Genomic DNA, 16,630 nt, shown 5'->3' on the forward strand with positions numbered 1-16,630 from the left:
GGCGACACCGGCCGTTTCCAGTGCTTACGCTCAAACCTGCCCCACCGGGTTCCCCGCCTCCGCCTAGTCCGGATTCCAGCACGCCGCTCCCCGGCCGCCGGAACACGCTGAGCGTTCCTCGGTCAGGGGACTACCAGTCTACTAAGGTCTATAGTAGGCTGGGTATTGCAGGCATGAAGTCAACTCAGGGGCGGTGTAGGGAATGGGCGGAATTATGGACGACGGCATGATGGGCGGGAGCATGTTCGGCGGGGGTATGTTCGGCGCGGCGGTGATCTGGTCGATTGTGGTGGTACTGCTCTTGGCTGTGACTGCGACAGCAGGTGTCCTGATTGCCCGTGCGAGTGGCGCCGGGCACCGGTCCAATCGCGTGCCGCTACCGCGCAGCAGACCGGCGATATCCTGCGAACCCGCTACGCCAACGGTGGGATAGACGCCGAGGAATACCGGCGCCGGATCGCCACCATAAATACGCCCACCTAGCCGTCCAGCGAACCAGCCCCCTCATAGATAACCGATAATCGCCGGTAGAGAATCCGCAGGCTGGCTGCACCCTTGCTTGTTACCCATAAATTTGCACCTCTATGACCCACGTCCAGGGCAACCGCCCCGTGGTTTACAAATTCTTACGAGAAAGTGCTTGCCACTATGAATGATGATGCGATGGATATGACGTCAATGGAAACAGTGATACCGGGTTGGTTGACGCCGGTGTCCTGGCTCTTTGTTGCGCTGGGAGTGATCAGTGCTGCGTTGGTGCTCTACGACATCTACGGTCGTGGCAACCGCCAGCCCAACGCAGCCATGGGCATCGTATGGCCGATCTCCGCGCTTTATCTGGGGCCGTTTGGTCTCTGGGCCTACAATCGGTGGGGCAAGACCCGCAGCAGCACACCGGAGGGCCCGGCGGCACAGTCCGAGAAGGATCTCCACGGCAAGGCGCTTACTGGCAGCACTCCGGGCGGAGCCGCTGCAACCGTGGGACACTTCATCGGCGTTCCCCTTGTTGTTGCCAGCGGGCTGACCATCGCCGGAACAAACCTCTGGGTACTGATCATCGTGATCGCGCTACTTGCCATCGCTTTGTTATTTGTCTATGAGTATTTCTTCGCCTCCCGGGCCGGCCGCAGTTCCGCGGGGAAAAACGCCGGTGTTGCCCTGGTGACCGCCGCCATCACAGTCCTGGCCTTCGACATCGGCATGGGCGGGTGGATGCTCTTGATGCACTTCGGCAACTTCATGCCAGCACCCACCGACATCAACTTCTTCTTCCTCATGCAGATCGGACTAGTCCTTGGTTTCCTCACTGCCTACCCAGTAGTCCGAGGACTCATGCGGCGCCGCGTCAAAGTCACCGCCTAAGCGCGGCACCGCCGAGAACCCTCCATTTTATCGAGTTGCAGTACCGTCAGCACCAGCGCGGGCTGGCGATACTGCGGTTTAGCCAGCCCACGAACCCCAGAACCCGTGGACCCTCAGGTCCACTGATCTACCGCGTAGCAAAGCCACCCGACTGATCACCTGACTCGCGCGACCGTGGTGGAGTTCTTTCGAGCGTATGGCGTTGAACTTCACTATGCCTCTCGTGCTCCGGTGGACTGTTGTCGAATGGGATTTCGTGTAGCCAGATTCGGGCTTCTACAGCACTTTCAAAGTATTCAATGGGATACGGCGGCCTATGCACGGCACGGAAATGTTCGATGAGTACGCGCTCGACGGGTGAGGTCCCAAAGGCGGCGACGGCGGATACGTTCAACGATGTTGCGAGCAGAGCGAAGGCATCCCTGGAGAGGGTCACCATGCCGTTGAGGTCCGCGAGCAATAAGGCGGTGACTCCTGGATGCTGTGCCTGCTGTTCCTCGATCAACGCCAGGATATCCTCCGCCGTCAATACCAGAGAGTCATCCCACCGGACCAATGACACACCATCGTCTGAGCGATCGAGTTGGAACCTGGGTTCATTTCGGGATTGCTTCACCGCTGGTGCCTCGCTTGTGTGTTCTGAGCCCATCCAGTGGGGACGAAAGCCGGTTCGCGCCGAAAGGCCTAATGAACCCGGTAGCGCCGACTCCGCGGCTTCGGTTCATAGCTATTGGGTGCCCGGCCGTTTGGGGGAACGGCCGGGCATCTCATTGTAATCACAGACAGACCAGTCTGTCTGCTATATGTTGGATAGACCACTATTCTGAGCTGGAGGAGCCATGGAAGCTGCGACCATAACGCCGGTGAGAGACGCTCGTGAGCGTATTCTCGCGACGTCCTACGATCTCTTCCAAGAACGGGGTACCCGTGCTGTCGGTGTGAACGAGATCATCGGGATGGCCGGTGTCGCCAAGGCCACGTTTTATAGCCATTTTCCTTCGAAGAACGACCTAATTCTTGCGTTCTTCGAACGACGGAAACGCCTTTTTACGCTCGGCTACCTTGCAGTCGAGGCCCAACGCCGCGGCTCCACGCCCCGGGAGCAGCTTCTGGCCATCTTCGATATCTTCGATGAGTGGTTCCATACCCCCGACTTTGCTGGCTGCCCCTATATCCGCGCACTGCTTGAGGCCGGTCCAGGGCATCCGATCGGTGCGGCCAGCCTCACGTACCTTAACGACGCGCAGTCCGAAGTGAAGAAGGCGGCGGTCGAGGTGGGCTTGAACGAGCCGGACGAATTCGCGCAGTGTTGGATGATCCTTCTGCAGGGCTCCGTGGTCGCGGGGTTGGGTACCGATCGGAACGCAGCTCAACGCTTCAAGAAACTCGGGGAACACCTCATCACTCTTCACACTCCGGCAGCGTAGGCGCTGAGCCCCTCCCGTGCTTTATGTGAAACACCGTAACCGCGGATCGGATCACGACAAAGTGGCTCCCCGGAGTTCGATGGCTGCCGCAAGCCAAAGCACGGTGCGCCGGTGCCCGCCCGGGTGAGCGGAGGCACCGATGTTTGCGACGGATTCGATGTAGCTTCGGGGTGCTGGGAGTCAGGCCAGGGCGGTGATGGTGTTGGATTTCGTCGAGGCGGGGCTGCTGCCAATGGTGTTGGTCGCGGTGACCGTGAAGTTATACGCTCGTCCGGCGGTGAGACCGGTAATTGTCACTGTCGTGGCGGAGGCGGCGATGGTCACGCTGCCGATCCTTTGGGTTCCGGAGTAGGCCGTGATGGTCTGGCCTGTCAGGGCCGAACCGCCGTCGCTACCCTTGGTCCAGAACAGTGACGCCGATCGGCTACCTGCGGTCGCTACCACATTGGTTGGAGCGACCGGAGCTTTAGCGACGGTTCCACCAGATGCAGTCGATGGGGCTGCGTAAAGGAGCCTGTTCGGGGTCCCTGCACTGGCCGAAGATACGATGCTGGTCGTCGCGGCGCTGTTGAGCATCGCCGTGACTTGTGCGGGAGTCAGTGAGGGCTGCTTGGCGAGCAGGAGCGCAGCTGCGCCGGCTGCATGCGGGGCGGCCATGGATGTTCCGGACATGGTTGCCGTCGATGTCGTCGAGACATGCGACGCCGACATAATTGATACGCCGGGTGCGTAAAGGTCCACGCAGGTTCCAAAGTTGGAGAAGGAAGCCTGCCGGTCCGAAGAGTCGCTCGCGGCCACGGTAAGGGCCGCTGGCAGCCTCGCAGGGGACGCGGTGCAGGCGTCAGTGGCAGAATTTCCCGCCGCCACTACCGCGGTGACGCCGTCATTGATGACGCCCTGAAGTGCCGCGTCGACGGTAGAACTAGCGGAGCCGCCCAGGCTGAGGTTGACGACGGCCGGGGTTCCTGCGGTGTGGTGTCCGACTATCCAGTCCAAACCGGCAATCACGTCGGAGGTGTAGCCTGAGCCGGTGCAACCAAAGACCCGCACCGGGACAAGGGTGGCCGCTTTGGCTACACCATAGGTAGAGCCCGCGATGGTGCCAGCGACGTGGGTGCCGTGCCCGTTGCAATCACTGGTTCCCCGGCCGTCGGAAACGGCGGACCAGCCCTGGATAACACGACCGCCGAAGTCCGAATGAGTACGCAGGATGCCACTGTCAACTACATAGGCGCTCACTCCGGCCCCGGTGGTCGCGGGGGTGTAGGAACCGGACAGGGGCAAGGCGCGCTGGTCAGTACGGTCCAGCCCCCATGGCGCTGGCTGCTGGGTAGCCGAAATACTCATTACCGTGTCACGCTCGACGGCTTCCACCTGCGGTGAATTCGCGAGAGCGTCCGCCTCGGGTGGTGTCATGGTGACGACGGCAGCGCGCACCGCCTTCGAAAACTGGCGGTCCACGCCAATCCCTTTGCCCCGCAAAGCCCGGGCGGCGGCTGCAATGTCTGTACCCGGGGCGTACCGGACCACATATTGAGTGGCCTCGTCGGCCCCGGCCTGAGCCGTCCCGGGTTGAGTTACATCCGGCGCTATTCGAGGCGCAGCGGACGCGGCCGGGCCCATACCGGTGAGTAACACCGAAGACAGGACAACAGTGGTGAGGAAACGGGACGCAGCTGGCAGCACGCGGGCCACCTTTCAATTGGAATAATCATGGATAGGAAAAACTACGCACAGGCGTGACCTGTTCATCCAAACTAACGCGACCATGAGCAGGAACGGAGCGCCCAGGGGCGATCCTGCGGAAAGCCTGCCATACGTCGAATGTTCCTGCGTGAAAGTAGTGTGCACACCCAAGTCTGCCCGCGTCAAAATCCAGAGTGGCTAACCTCGCGCCGGAATTGGGGCGCGGTTGTTGATCCTTCTACGACATGATCGAAGGCGGTCATTCGTGCAGGCGCCTTCGGGCAGCCACGTTTGCTGTGGAGCGAACCTCAGACCAGACCGAGGTCCACGCCGCCCTGCTCACGGGTTGTCATACGCACGTGCGCAGGGGTTCTCGAAAATCGCTGCTGTGAGCATTCGCGCCTGGGTGGACTTTTCGGCGTGGCTTTAAATCGGGCGGTCGCCGGTCTTCACCCGGTGGGTGCCCCGATTGCCATCAGTGCTCTGGCCAGCGGTATTCGCACGCCGTGGATCATTGGGTATGGCTTAGTGGTGATTGTGGGAACCGCCGGGTTTGGTACCCTTCCTCACTGACCGTGGGCAGGCAGCTTGCCGACGTCGACTGGGCGCTCCTTATCCCGGTGGGCGCGGTGGGGGCGGTGGTGGAATTGGCGGTCGCCGCGGCGCGACCTGTGTGGAGGCTCCGCCGCATACGGCGCCCGGAGTGTCCGCTACAAAGCCACAGCGCCGCCGGCCGGGCGGCCCGGCCTTGCTGGTTCTTGGCGCACTCTTCACGGTTTCCGTCGTCCTCGGTCCGGGGGACTTCCTGGTACCCGGGCCCTGATCCGGTCCCGCTTCTTCTTCGTGCGCAGCGCCAGCCGAAGGAGCGCCGAGCTGGATCGCTAACCGACCAGGTGTCGTCGCGCCCATCATCGGCGCGAGAACCCTCGGCCAGCTCGAAGAGAACCCATCCGCATCCGACCTCAAATAAGAGGTGGAGGCCATTCACCGCCTCAATGAGGTCAATGCCACCCACGCCGAACGACTACCCAGACGGGCGATTCGGGACGTAAGGTTTGAAGCCGCCGGGACCGACGACGAGGCAGCCATTGAGGCTGCCTACGAAAACAAATACCCTGACAGCTCCGCCGTGCAAGTCATGCGGGGCCCCCGACCCAAAGCAGCTTCCTTCCGAATCTCGCAGCGCTGAGAGTCGCTACGAACAATAGGAGCGCCCGCAGGCTCGGAACGTGCCTAGTGCTTTCGCTTTCGTTGTCGCCGGGAAGGTTCCCGGTTAGAGGTTGCTGGCCCCTCTACCAGATCGTTTCTGGTCCTGGCTAGCCGTTTCCCAGTAGCCACCAGGGGTTTGAACTGACCCTACGCCTGAATGACGAGCCCTCGGACTATGGCGAACACGCCTAAGCCTGGTGTTGTCACGGCGAAAGAACTCTTCTAGGTTGCCCGCTTAACCATGCCTGAATGTTTTCGAGCGCTTCGGAGTAGTACCTGCGGTAGCTTTTATTCGTGACGTAGCCGAGATGTGGGGTGAGAACTGTGCGGGGGCATGATGCCCACCTGCTTCCCGCCGGGAGAGGTTCTTGGTCATACACGTCCAGACCTGCTCCGGCGATCCAGTTGTTATCCAAAGCATTGATCAGCGCATCCTCGTCGATGAGGGGTCCACGCGCCGTATTGATCAGGTAGCCATGAGGTCCGAGAAGCCGAAGCTCTTCTTCTCCGACGATGTGCCGGGACCGTTCCGAAAGCCGCACGTGCACGCTGACGACATCCGATTGACTAAACAGTTCCCGTTTGGTGACTAGCCGTGCGCCTGCTTCTTCGGCTTTGTCAGCAGTCAGGTTGGGGCTCCACGCGATGACCTCCATATCGAAGGCCTGTGCGTAACGGGTGACAGTGCGTCCAATGCGCCCAAGTCCTAGTACGCCGAAAGTTCTTCCGGATAGTTCGACTCCTACTCCTTGCTGCCAACCTCCGTCGCGCAGGTATCTGTCCTCGACTGGAATGTTGCGAACGAGCGTCATCAGGAGGGCCCAGGTGAGCTCCGGCGCTGCTGCTGCAGACCCACCGGTTCCGCATACTTCGATGCCAAGATCACGGGTGGCGTTGAGGTCAATGGAATCATTGGCCATGCCAGTGGTCACCATGAGTCGCAGGTTGGGTAAGTGTTCCAGTACCTCACGCGGAAAAGCAGTGCGCTCCCGCATGACGATCAGGACGTCGAACGGCTCTAATTGGTGCACCAAAGTATCGGACGACTCGATGTGTTCCTCGAAGACGGTGATTCCGATGTCGTCTTCGCCGAGTTCGTGCCAAGGGGCAAACGATGTTGCTACCCCTTGGTAGTCGTCGAGAATTGCCAGTCGCAGGGCCATTGCCGATCCTCCTGGTTCAATGTTGAAGCGGCGGCATTGCGGCTGAGTGTGCTTGCCGCAGGCAAGGGTGCGTGCTGGGAAGGTCCTGCCTGTCTGGTTAGGACGGCGATTGGGGTGTTCCGACCAGGATTCCGTCCCCGTCACTCCAGAGGGTGTGACCGGGCAGGAACGCTACACCGCCGAAGGTGACTTCGACGTCTATTTCGCCCACGCCTTGCTTGAAGCTTTTCCGCGGGTTGGTTCCGAGGGCTTTGATTCCGAGGTCCAATTTGGCCAGTGCTTCTGAATCCCTCACCGCCCCGTTTACTACCAGTCCCGCCCAGCCGTTGTTGACGGCGCTGCCAGCGATCAGGTCTCCAACCAGGGCGCTGTGTAGTGACCCGCCTCCGTCAATGACGAGAACGCATCCGTTGCCGGGTTCGGCGAGTAATTGCTTAACGAGGGCGTTATCACGTTCACAGCGGACTGTCCGGATTGTTCCGGTGAACCGGGGCTGTCCGCCCATTTGGCGCATTTGCAGATCGCAACTGTTTACCTCATCAGCGTGTTCGTCAACGAGGTCAGCGGTCGTGAAATTCATTGTGTATTCCTTCGCTTGATCGGGTGCAGCTAAAGGGTAACTGCAGTCTCTAGTCTTGTGCGGCTTTCACGGATAATACCGAACACGTCGATTGCAGGAGGATGCGTTGGGCCGTGCTTCCCATGATCATTTTCCCGACTGGAGTCCGTTTCCGTAGTCCGATGACGATGAGATGTGCCTGATGTTCCTCCGCTGCGGTGAGGACTTCTTCGGCAGCGTCGTGTCCGCGAAGCGGTTGTACCATCTGGTAGGCGACCCCGGCCTGTTGGAGGCGGTTGTCCAGTGTTGCGGCTTGCTCAGGTTGGACAAAATGATTGTCCACTAGCGCTTCTCCGCGCGAGGAATTGACCACTATGAGTCGGTCTTGATGGCGAAGAGTTTCTTCGATGGCACGGGTCAACGCCGCTTCGCCTTCGGCGGTGGGGATGTACCCGACGACTATGCTCATGGGACTTCACTATCCTTGTTCCTGGGGTTGCTGGCCGTGTCCGTACTTGTGTGGATCCCGGCATCGTGGGCGCGGGTCGACCTATCGGTCCCCGTCTGTCGGGCTGCGCTGGATTCTGGGGTCGGTTGGGGCAGCGCAGGACGCTGGGGGTGTGATCGCTTCCATATTCTGGCTGCCAAAGGCCACGCCAGCACAAGCAGAATGATGATGTAGGTTCCAATGGCGATGGGTTCGCTCCAAAGACCGGAGATCTCGCCTGCGCTGAGTTGCAACGATTTCCGCAGTTCCTCCTCTATTCGTGGACCGAGAATCAGACCAAGGACCAGAGGCAGCACGGGAAGGCCATATCGGCGCATTGCGAATCCCAGCAGGCCCAAGACGAGGAGAATGACCAGGTCGAAGGTTTGAAGGTTCACAGCGTAGGCGCCGAGTGTCGCGAAGAACAGAATCCCTGAGTACAGGTAAGGACGTGGGATCTGCAGGAGTTTAGCCCAGAGTGGTGCCAATGGCAGGTTGATGAGCAACAGCAGTGTATTGCCGATGAAGAGGCTAGCGATGAGTGCCCAGACCAGTTCTGGTTCCCTTTCGAATAGGAGAGGGCCGGGTTGGATGTCCATCTGGACGAAAGCGGCGAGCATGACTGCAGCGGTGGCGTTGGTGGGCAGTCCGAGGGCCAGCAGCGGAGTCAGCGTTCCTGCCGCAGACGCGTTGTTCGCGGCTTCTGGGCCGGCGACACCTTCGATCGCGCCGTGACCGAACTCCTCGGGGTGCTTGGATAGCTTTTTCTCCGTTACGTAGGACAGGAAGGTCGGAATTTCTGCGCCGCCGGCGGGCAATGCTCCGAAGGGGAAGCCGTAGGCGGTGCCGCGAAGCCATGGTTTCCAGGAACGTTTGAAGTCTTCCTTGCCCATCCAGGGGCGTCCCACGGGGATGGTTTGCATGGGGTTTCTGCGCAGGTGGGCGGCGATCCAGAGTGCTTCACCGATTGCGAAGATAGCGACGGCGACAACGACGATGTCGAGGCCGTCGGTGAGCAGGGGTTGCCCGAAAATCAGGCGCTGTTGGCCGGAGACGGGGTCTATGCCGACAAGGCCGATTGCCAGGCCGAGACCGAGCGATGCGAAACCACGCAGCCTTGAGGATCCAAGAACCGCGGTGACGGCCAGTAAGGCCAGGATCATGATGGCCAGGTAGCTGGGCGAGCCTAGGGAGACCGCGAATTTTACGACGAGCGGCGCGAAGAAGACCAGGAGTGCAGTGCCAATGGTTCCAGCGACGAATGATCCAATTGCCGCAGTGGCCAGGGCCTGAGCGGCGCGGCCGGCTTTAGCCATCTTGTGGCCCTCGATCGCCGTGATGACCGTCGATGACTCACCTGGTGTGTTGAGCAGAATCGAGGTGGTTGATCCCCCATACATTCCGCCGTAATAGATTCCGGCGAACATGATGAAGGCACTGGTAGGTTCCAGCGCGTAGGTCACCGGAAGTAGGAGTGCAATGGCCATCGCGGGACCGATGCCCGGCAGGACGCCAATAGCGGTGCCGAGGAGCACCCCGATGAAGGCGTAGAGAAGATTCATGGGGGTTGCTGCTGTGGCGAAACCCTCCATGAGCATGTTCAGGGAGTCCATTTAGAGCACTCCTTCCAGGAGGCCTGCGGGTAGACGGATGCCAAGTCCGATGTAGAAGCCATAAAACGTTCCTAGAGCCAGCAGGAGGCTGATGACGCCGTCCCGGACGTAATGGCGGCTTCCCAGGGACCAGACGCTGCCCCAAAAGAGGATGGTTCCTGAGATGACCCAACCTGTCTGGTCGATGAGCACAATGTTCAGGATGAAAAAGCCCAGCAGGGAGAGGATGGTCCGCCAGTCGCTCGGGTGAGTGAGGTCGACGTCTTCGCCGCCCTCTGCCTCACCTCGCCCGCCTCTGAGGACGTTCACCGTCAAGAGAACGGCGCATACGAGCAGCAAACCTCCCACAATGTAGGGCAGGGTTCGCGGCCCGACGGGATCGGTCTGCGAGTAGGGGACGTCGATTCCCGCAGCATCGACCAGAACAGTGATGCCGACCGCTCCGAGCAGGGCAACCATGCCCAGCTCGGAGCGGCCCGCAAATCGGGTACGTACTGAGCTCACGCCAAACCAAGTTCAGCCAGGACGTCAGAGACGCGCTTGTCCTGCTCGGTGAGGAAAGATTCGAATTCATCGCCGGTCAGGAACGCGTCCGACCAGCCGTTGGATTCAAGGGCTTCCTGCCACTCAGGAGTGCCGTGCATTTCTTCGAGGGCCGCAATCAGGCGATCCCGGTCAGCGTCGGAAACCTCAGGCGGAGCGACGATTCCGCGCCAGTTGGTGAAAACCAGGTCAATGTCTGACTCCTGAAGCGTCGGTGCGTCGACACCTTCGAGGCGTTCCTCACCGCTGGTTGCAAGGACACGCACTTCACCGGACTCGATCTGATCGAGGTATTCGCCAGCACCGGAAGCCGCGAATCCGAGCTTGTTACCAAGGATTGCTGGTAGGAGATCACCACCGCCGTCGTAGGACACGAAGTTCACAGTCTTGGGGTCAATACCCAGCGCCCCCGCCAGCTGCATGGGAAGGAGGTGATCTGGGCCTCCTGGCGATGACCCGCCCCCGACACTAATTTGCGAGGGATCTTTTTTCCAAGCCGCTACCAGATCATCGATGCTCTGGTAGGGCGAATCCTTGGAGACCATGATCGCACCCGGCTCTTCAATCAAGCGGGCCAGGGGAGTGGTGTCCGTAAGTTTGGCTTCCGATTCATTGGTGTAGCTGGCGCCCACGACACCCAGCCCCATCAGCATGGCCAGATCGCCGTTGCCCTTCTCGTTCACTGTTCGAGCCAGACCTACGGTGCCTCCGGCACCCGCAAGGTTGAACACCTCGATGCTGGAGGCGAGGTCAGTGTCCTCCATGACCTTGGCCGCTACCCGTGCGGTGGTGTCGTATCCGCCACCAGGCGTATTGGGAACCAGGATGCGTAAGTCGGTAATCGGCCCCTCGGCTGCAGTGCTTCCGGAAGCTCCAGCAGTGCTTTCACCGCCGGTCACCCCGCAGCCCGAGGCGGCCAGCACAATTCCTGCGGCCACTGCTGTGAGACGGACTGTCGTTGATCCACGCATGATATTCCTCTTCATCGAGTTGGTGTACAGGGCTTCAACCTACGAGACAATGTGACCCACGTCTCTCTTGTGTTCTCAAAGAACATTGTGTTCATTGAGTTCACACTCAGCAGGTCCGGAGAACTGATCTGCCGTAGAGTTCAGGCAGCTTGGCCTATGTCAGAAAGACCAACTCAGCTGGCAATTTTCCAGAAAGGGCGCTAATGCAGTGGGCACGCCAAGGGAAGCTATCCAAGCCTAAGAGAATGTCCCTTGCGAGCCAGTTTCTCGCTCTTCAACTAGTGATTGTTTTCGCTGTCCTTTGTGGGGTTTTGGCCATCTCGCTGGCGCAGTCCGCGGAAACTTTCCAACGGGTGGAGGGCAGGCGAGCGCTCGCCGCAGCTGAAACCCTTGCTGCGCTGCCAGCCGTCAGATCCCTGCTGGCGGAGGCCGAGCCCCGCATTGGAGCAGCCTTACCGGCCGCTGCTGAATCGGTACGCTCGGTCTCGGCATCGAAATACGCGATCCTGGCCAAACCCGACGGCACGGTGTTGACCTCACAGGACCCCGCGCAACTGGGTGCGATCGTGAACTTCGGGAAAAGCGATGTCCGCAGCGGCAGGTCCTGGACAGGGTTAGTGGAATCGGGCAGTGAGTTAGCTTTGGCAGCTCACGTCCCAATCCTCGGGGATACCGGTGACATGGTTGGTATTGCAGTTGTCGGTCGACAATACCCGTCCTTGGTGGAGCGTTTAGCCCAAGCCACCCCCAACCTCATCATCTACTTGGGGGTCGCGAGTATCGTTGGCGTGACCGGCTCGCTCCTCCTCGCCCGGCGCGTCAAGCGCCAGACTTTGGGTCTGGAACCCGACCAAATTTCAGGACTGGTCGAGCACCGCGAAGCCATTCTCTATGGCGTGAAAGAAGGAGTTATAGCGCTTGACCCGAACCATCGCGTGACCCTGGCGAACGACAGCGCGAAGAGACTCCTTCATCTGCCAGCCAACTGCATCGGCCAGGACCTTGACCAGCTCTCAGTTCATCCCGACCTGCACGACGTTCTTACTCGCGACCATTCTTCACCTGATCAGCTGGTTCTGGTGGAAGGCCGATTGGTGGCCTGCAACCGGATGCCCATCGAATCCCATGGGCGGATTATCGGGTCGGTTATTACGCTAAGGGATCGGACGGAACTGTCAACGCTGGAGACCGAGTTAGGTGCCACGCGGAACACCACAGAAACGCTGAGGGCCCAGACACACGAGTTTGCAAATCAGCTCCATACCATCTCTGGGCTTATCCAGCTCGGTGAATATGACGAGGTCACCCGATTTGTGGATGGCGTTAGCCAGAGCCGCACGCGTCTTTACGACGACGTCACCACAGTCATTAAGGATCCGGCCCTCGCCGCCCTTTTTATTGCCAAAGCAAGTCTCGCTTCCGAACGCGGGGTGACCCTCAGGCTAGCCGAAGGCTCTTACCTTCCGCGGATGGAAGATGAACTTTCGCGTGATGTGAATACAGTGGTAGGAAACCTTGTAGACAACGCCATGGACGCAGCCGGCGGACTCGACAACCCGACAGTCGAAGTACTTCTCGTCGACGAAACGGACTACGTCGCTGTCACTGTGCAGGATTCCGGGCCCGGAGTTCCCACTGAATTTACTGACTCAATCTTCAAACAGGGTTTCACCACAAAAACGTCTGTCGCGGATACTGAAAGGGGCTTCGGACTGGCTTTGACTCGTCTGATCTGTCGTAAGCGTGGCGGAGAAATCGAGGTCTACAATGACGAAGGAGCGGTCTTCACGGCGACCCTCAACAAAGTAAAACTTCACTCATGATTCGGGTCCTTATCGTCGATGACGATTTCATGGTGGCGAAGGTCCACGCCGGGTTCGTTCGACAATGCCTAGGGTTCGAAGTGATAGGTATCGCTCACACGGGGGCTAACGCCCTGTTAAAGGTCCGGCTTGAGAAGCCAGACCTGGTCCTTCTCGACATCCACCTTCCTGACATCAATGGCTTGGACCTCCTCCACCAATTGCGGTCAGCATCACCGGAGCTGGATGTCATTGTCATCAGCGCGGCTCGGGAGGTGGCAACGGTCCGACGTGCCCTGCGTGGCGGGATTGTGCACTACCTCATCAAGCCTTTTTCAGGCCCTGAGCTCCGGGAACGGCTGGAACACTACCAGCAGGCTTACCAACAGCTCGCTTCAGCCAAAAGCGAGGCGGAACAGGCAGACGTCAATAGGGTGTTCGGCATCAGCCGCCCCGACCGGCCGCTCCCGAAAGGATGCAGCGTCGAAACCCTGTATCTGGTCGAAACGCTGCTACAGGGGGTCAGCACCGATCTTTCCGCCGCGGAAGCTGCCGGTGCCCTCGGCACTTCCCGGGTTAGCGCCAGACGCTATCTCGAATATCTCAGCGAAGAGGGCCGGGTTATCGTTCAGCTACGGTACGGCGGTGTCGGCCGCCCCGAACGCCGCTATCACTGGAAAACATAGACTGCGAAAGTGACTCCTTACGGAATGCTTTTCTGCGTCGCGGTGCGGGACCGGTGCGCTTGAATCGCCGGGGCAGTCTTGCATGCCAGCGCTGCGATAGGTCCTGATGCTGAATCCTGCCGGGACATCGTTTCGGGGCGGGTCAGGAAAGGGAGCCTGATTGTCTCTCCACTGCATTTAGTCGAATCTGATGAACGCCCTCACCGATCCTCCACGAAAATCATCCGTCTGGCTATAGCCCAAGGATTCATAGAACGCTTTCTGCCCTGGCTCGTCGTCGGTGATCAGGACTTTCTGACGAACTCTGGGATACTCACCGAGCGCTCGTTCCACCAAGGCTCGTCCTATACCCCTTCTGTGATGGGACGGCAGGACGAGAATGTCCTGGAGATAGCAAATCGAGGCGCCATCAGAGATAACTCGCGCGAGTCCTACCAAGGCTTTGCCATCGCGGGCCGCAACCAGGGTCGAGGACCCCTTGAGTCCCGCAAGTAGCGCGTCCGGATCCCTCGTATAAGCGCGCCAATCAACTGCTCCGTAAAGTTCAAGAACATCACTCAGCTCTAGATCGGTGGCCTTCACTAACTCGATTGTGGTCATGGTCTATCGAAACACAGGACGAACGGGGCTGCCCTGGAGAGATGAACTGGCTGAGTCCAGCAGTGCCTGTATCTAAGGTTTGCTTGACTGGTTGACGACTGTGGCCGGTAGTTTTGGCCGGTTTAGTCGGGTGCGGACGGCGACGCCCGCGCAGAGAATCACGGCGAAGCCGCCGAGGATAGTCGCCCCGGTAATTTCTTCCCTGAGGAGGAGGACGGCCCAGAGGATGCTGAGCACTGGTTGGACGAGCTGGACCTGGCTGACCTGCGACATGGGGCCGGTGGCGAGGCCGCGATACCAGGCGAAGAACCCCAGGAACATGCTGACCACGCCAAGGTAGCCGAAAGCAGCCCACTCTAGGGGCGTCCCCGTAGGTGGTTGCTGAACCGCCGCGACCACGGTGAGCGCGACCATCAGCGGTAAAGCGATGACTAGAGCCCAGGACACGGTTTGCCAGGCGCCAAGCTCGCGGGCGAGTAATCCCCCTTCTGCGTACCCGATGGCTGCTGCGATAACAGCCCCAAAAAGCAACAGGTCCGACACGGTGAGAGCCGAAAACCCGCCGCCCTGGACGGAGGCGAAGCCGATCGCCACGATCGCCCCGATCATCGCCATGACCCAGAATGAACGAGGTGGCCGTTCCTTCCCCCTGATGACAGCCATGATGGCTGTGGCTGCGGGGAGGAGGGCAATGACCACGGCTCCGTGGCTTGCCGGCGCTGTGGTGAGAGCGAAGGAGGTCAGCAGTGGGAAGCCGATAACGATCCCGCTGGCAACGACGGCGAGGCGTATCCACTGGTCGGCGTGCGGGATCCGTTGTCGTGTGAGAGCCAGGGCGGCAATAGCGAGGAGTGCGGCAATGACCGCGCGGCCCGAGCCGATGAACAAAGGAGAGAGACCGCCGACCGCGACGCGGGTGAAAGGGACGGTGAAGGAGAACGCTGCGACCCCGAGTAAACCCCAGGCAATGCCTGATCGAGACGATAGCAGGGGCGATATTCGTCGAGTAGCGCTACTATTGGGGTTCATGACCAACGATAGCAGTATGCGGATTGTTGTGGCTCTTCGTGACTGGATTGCAGGTGCTCCGGCCGGTGCCAGACTGCCGTCGACCCGGTCGCTCGTGACACGTCATCAGGCAAGTCCTGTCACGGTCCAGCAAGCACTCCGTACCTTGGCCGCCCAGGGTCTCATCGAGAGTCGTCCAGGGGTGGGGACCTTCGTGCGGGCCGTCCGCACAGCGCGCCCGTCTGATTTCGGGTGGCAGACCGCGGCCCTCGGATCCGCTCACAATCGGCTGACTTCAGGTTCGGCAACGATGCGTGCTGCCCCTGCCGGCGGGATGACGCTCCACGGTGGGTACCCGGATCGAGACCTCCTCCCGGAACGCTTGGTGCGCGCTGCCCTCCTTCGGGCTGCACGCAGCGAATCCGCTCTGACGAGATCCCCGGTGGCTGGCAATCCTGAGCTGCAGTCCTGGTTTGCTTCGGAACTGACCGCCGCCACCCCGGTAGATGTGACCCCCGCCCTGGCCAGCGACGTCGTCGTGCTTCCTGGGAGCCAGAGTGGACTCAGCTCCATCTTTCGTGCGCTGGTTCCCCCGGGGCAGCCGTTGCTGATCGAATCCCCGACCTATTGGGGCGCGATCCTTGCAGCCGAGAAGGCTGGAGTTCGTCTGGTCCCCGTTCCTTCCGGTCCCACTGGCCCGAACCCCGACGACGTCGCGCGCGCCTTCGAGGAGACCGGTGCGCGTGCCTTCTACGCACAGCCCAACTACGCCAACCCGACCGGCGCCCAATGGTCCCGAAACACTGCAGCTCAGATTCTTGATGTGGTGAAAACCTATCGCGCGTTCCTGATCGAAGACGATTGGGCCCACGACTTCGGTATCACCACGAAATCGGCGCCGGTAGCAGCCCACGACGACGGCGGTCACGTGGTGTACATCCGCTCACTTACCAAAAGCGTCTCCCCAGCGCTGAGAGTCGCCGCGGTCATCGTCCGCGGCCCAGCACGCGAACGAATCACTGCTGACCTTACCGCCGCCTCGATGTACGTCAGCGGTGTTCTGCAAGCCGCTGCCCTCGACGTCGTCACCCAACCCGGTTGGCAGACCCACCTCCGGGGACTCCGCCAGCAACTCCAGTCACGCCGGGACCTCCTCGTCGACAGCGTCAACAAATACGCGCCCCTCGCTCAGGTCGCGACGGTCCCACCGGGCGGACTGAACCTCTGGATCAGACTTCCGGACACGACAAACCTCTCCGAACTGATCAAAGAGTGCGAGGCTAGCAACGTTTTCATCGCATCCGGCAACGAATGGTTCCCAGCCGAACCCACCGGACCACACATCCGGCTCAACTACGCCGGCCCAGACCCAGCAGGATACCCCGAAGCAGCCAAAGTCATCGGCGGGGTTCTCGACGGCAAAAAATAGCGCAACTCGAAGAACCGCCCGACCGAACCTGGCCGAGGAGCTGACCAAAGGCCGTTCAGGAAAGGATTGCCACATGGGTAAAGGC

Annotated in this window: 16 protein-coding genes; 6 read left to right on the plus strand and 10 right to left on the minus strand. The window is 60.4% G+C overall.

Going from position 1 to position 16,630, the window contains the following annotated elements:
- The first annotated feature begins 202 nt into the window (after positions 1-202).
- Positions 203-433 carry a hypothetical protein gene (locus tag ACX80O_RS06365; RefSeq protein ID WP_459332904.1) on the plus strand — a complete coding sequence of 77 codons (231 nt, stop codon included), beginning with the start codon at positions 203-205 and terminating at the stop codon, positions 431-433.
- Positions 434-678: 245 nt separating this feature from the next.
- Positions 679-1,362 (plus strand): DUF4396 domain-containing protein, encoded by a 684-nt coding sequence (locus ACX80O_RS06370; RefSeq protein ID WP_459332905.1) that lies wholly within the window; start codon positions 679-681, stop codon positions 1,360-1,362.
- Positions 1,363-1,489: 127 nt separating this feature from the next.
- Here the strand turns inward: ACX80O_RS06370 and ACX80O_RS06375 are convergent, their stop codons facing one another.
- Positions 1,490-2,011, minus strand: a complete 522-nt coding sequence (locus tag ACX80O_RS06375) for a DUF7793 family protein (protein WP_459332906.1) — start codon at positions 2,009-2,011, stop codon at positions 1,490-1,492.
- 190 nt (positions 2,012-2,201) lie between these two features.
- Between ACX80O_RS06375 and ACX80O_RS06380 the strand changes: the two genes are divergently transcribed.
- Positions 2,202-2,789, plus strand: a complete 588-nt coding sequence (locus ACX80O_RS06380) for a TetR/AcrR family transcriptional regulator (RefSeq protein ID WP_459332907.1) — start codon at positions 2,202-2,204, stop codon at positions 2,787-2,789.
- A 180-nt stretch (positions 2,790-2,969) separates the two neighbouring features.
- Here ACX80O_RS06380 and ACX80O_RS06385 read toward each other — a convergent pair whose 3' ends face one another.
- From ACX80O_RS06385 to ACX80O_RS06415, 7 genes are all read right to left on the minus strand, one after another.
- Entirely contained in the window at positions 2,970-4,475 is a 1,506-nt protein-coding gene (locus ACX80O_RS06385; RefSeq protein ID WP_459332908.1) for a S8 family serine peptidase, read from the minus strand.
- 1,412 nt (positions 4,476-5,887) lie between these two features.
- Positions 5,888-6,847, minus strand: coding sequence for a D-2-hydroxyacid dehydrogenase family protein (locus tag ACX80O_RS06390; protein WP_459332909.1), 960 nt, complete (start codon positions 6,845-6,847; stop codon positions 5,888-5,890).
- A 97-nt stretch (positions 6,848-6,944) separates the two neighbouring features.
- A complete protein-coding gene (gene rraA / locus ACX80O_RS06395) occupies positions 6,945-7,427 on the minus strand; it encodes a ribonuclease E activity regulator RraA (RefSeq protein ID WP_459332910.1) in 483 nt (160 codons plus the stop codon).
- 49 nt (positions 7,428-7,476) lie between these two features.
- Entirely contained in the window at positions 7,477-7,875 is a 399-nt protein-coding gene (locus ACX80O_RS06400; RefSeq protein WP_459308491.1) for a universal stress protein, read from the minus strand.
- Complete coding sequence (locus ACX80O_RS06405) at positions 7,872-9,506, minus strand: tripartite tricarboxylate transporter permease (RefSeq protein ID WP_459332911.1); 1,635 nt, start codon at positions 9,504-9,506, stop codon at positions 7,872-7,874. Before ACX80O_RS06405 ends, ACX80O_RS06400 begins: the two co-directional genes overlap by 4 nt.
- Complete coding sequence (locus ACX80O_RS06410; RefSeq protein ID WP_459332912.1) at positions 9,507-10,010, minus strand: tripartite tricarboxylate transporter TctB family protein; 504 nt, start codon at positions 10,008-10,010, stop codon at positions 9,507-9,509. It abuts the gene before it with no gap.
- Positions 10,007-11,020 carry a Bug family tripartite tricarboxylate transporter substrate binding protein gene (locus ACX80O_RS06415; protein WP_459332913.1) on the minus strand — a complete coding sequence of 338 codons (1,014 nt, stop codon included), beginning with the start codon at positions 11,018-11,020 and terminating at the stop codon, positions 10,007-10,009. Before ACX80O_RS06415 ends, ACX80O_RS06410 begins: the two co-directional genes overlap by 4 nt.
- 245 nt (positions 11,021-11,265) lie before the next feature.
- Between ACX80O_RS06415 and ACX80O_RS06420 the strand changes: the two genes are divergently transcribed.
- The gene (locus ACX80O_RS06420) at positions 11,266-12,843 is read left to right on the plus strand and encodes a sensor histidine kinase (RefSeq protein ID WP_459332914.1); all 1,578 of its coding nucleotides are present in this window, start codon (positions 11,266-11,268) and stop codon (positions 12,841-12,843) included.
- The gene (locus ACX80O_RS06425; protein WP_459332915.1) at positions 12,840-13,508 is read left to right on the plus strand and encodes a response regulator; all 669 of its coding nucleotides are present in this window, start codon (positions 12,840-12,842) and stop codon (positions 13,506-13,508) included. The genes ACX80O_RS06420 and ACX80O_RS06425 overlap by 4 nt, the downstream gene beginning before the upstream one ends.
- 177 nt (positions 13,509-13,685) lie before the next feature.
- Here the strand turns inward: ACX80O_RS06425 and ACX80O_RS06430 are convergent, their stop codons facing one another.
- Together ACX80O_RS06430 and ACX80O_RS06435 are read right to left on the minus strand one after the other, a co-directional pair.
- The gene (locus tag ACX80O_RS06430) at positions 13,686-14,108 is read right to left on the minus strand and encodes a GNAT family N-acetyltransferase (RefSeq protein ID WP_459308482.1); all 423 of its coding nucleotides are present in this window, start codon (positions 14,106-14,108) and stop codon (positions 13,686-13,688) included.
- A 72-nt stretch (positions 14,109-14,180) separates the two neighbouring features.
- Positions 14,181-15,137: a DMT family transporter gene (locus ACX80O_RS06435; protein WP_459308480.1), complete on the minus strand. Its 957-nt coding sequence runs from the start codon at positions 15,135-15,137 to the stop codon at positions 14,181-14,183.
- Here ACX80O_RS06435 and ACX80O_RS06440 point away from each other — a divergent pair.
- Positions 15,136-16,545: an aminotransferase-like domain-containing protein gene (locus tag ACX80O_RS06440; protein ID WP_459332916.1), complete on the plus strand. Its 1,410-nt coding sequence runs from the start codon at positions 15,136-15,138 to the stop codon at positions 16,543-16,545. The two genes, ACX80O_RS06435 and ACX80O_RS06440, sit on opposite strands and share 2 nt — an antisense overlap.
- Positions 16,546-16,630: the final 85 nt, after the last annotated feature.

Source organism: Arthrobacter glycogeni, assembly GCF_054511155.1.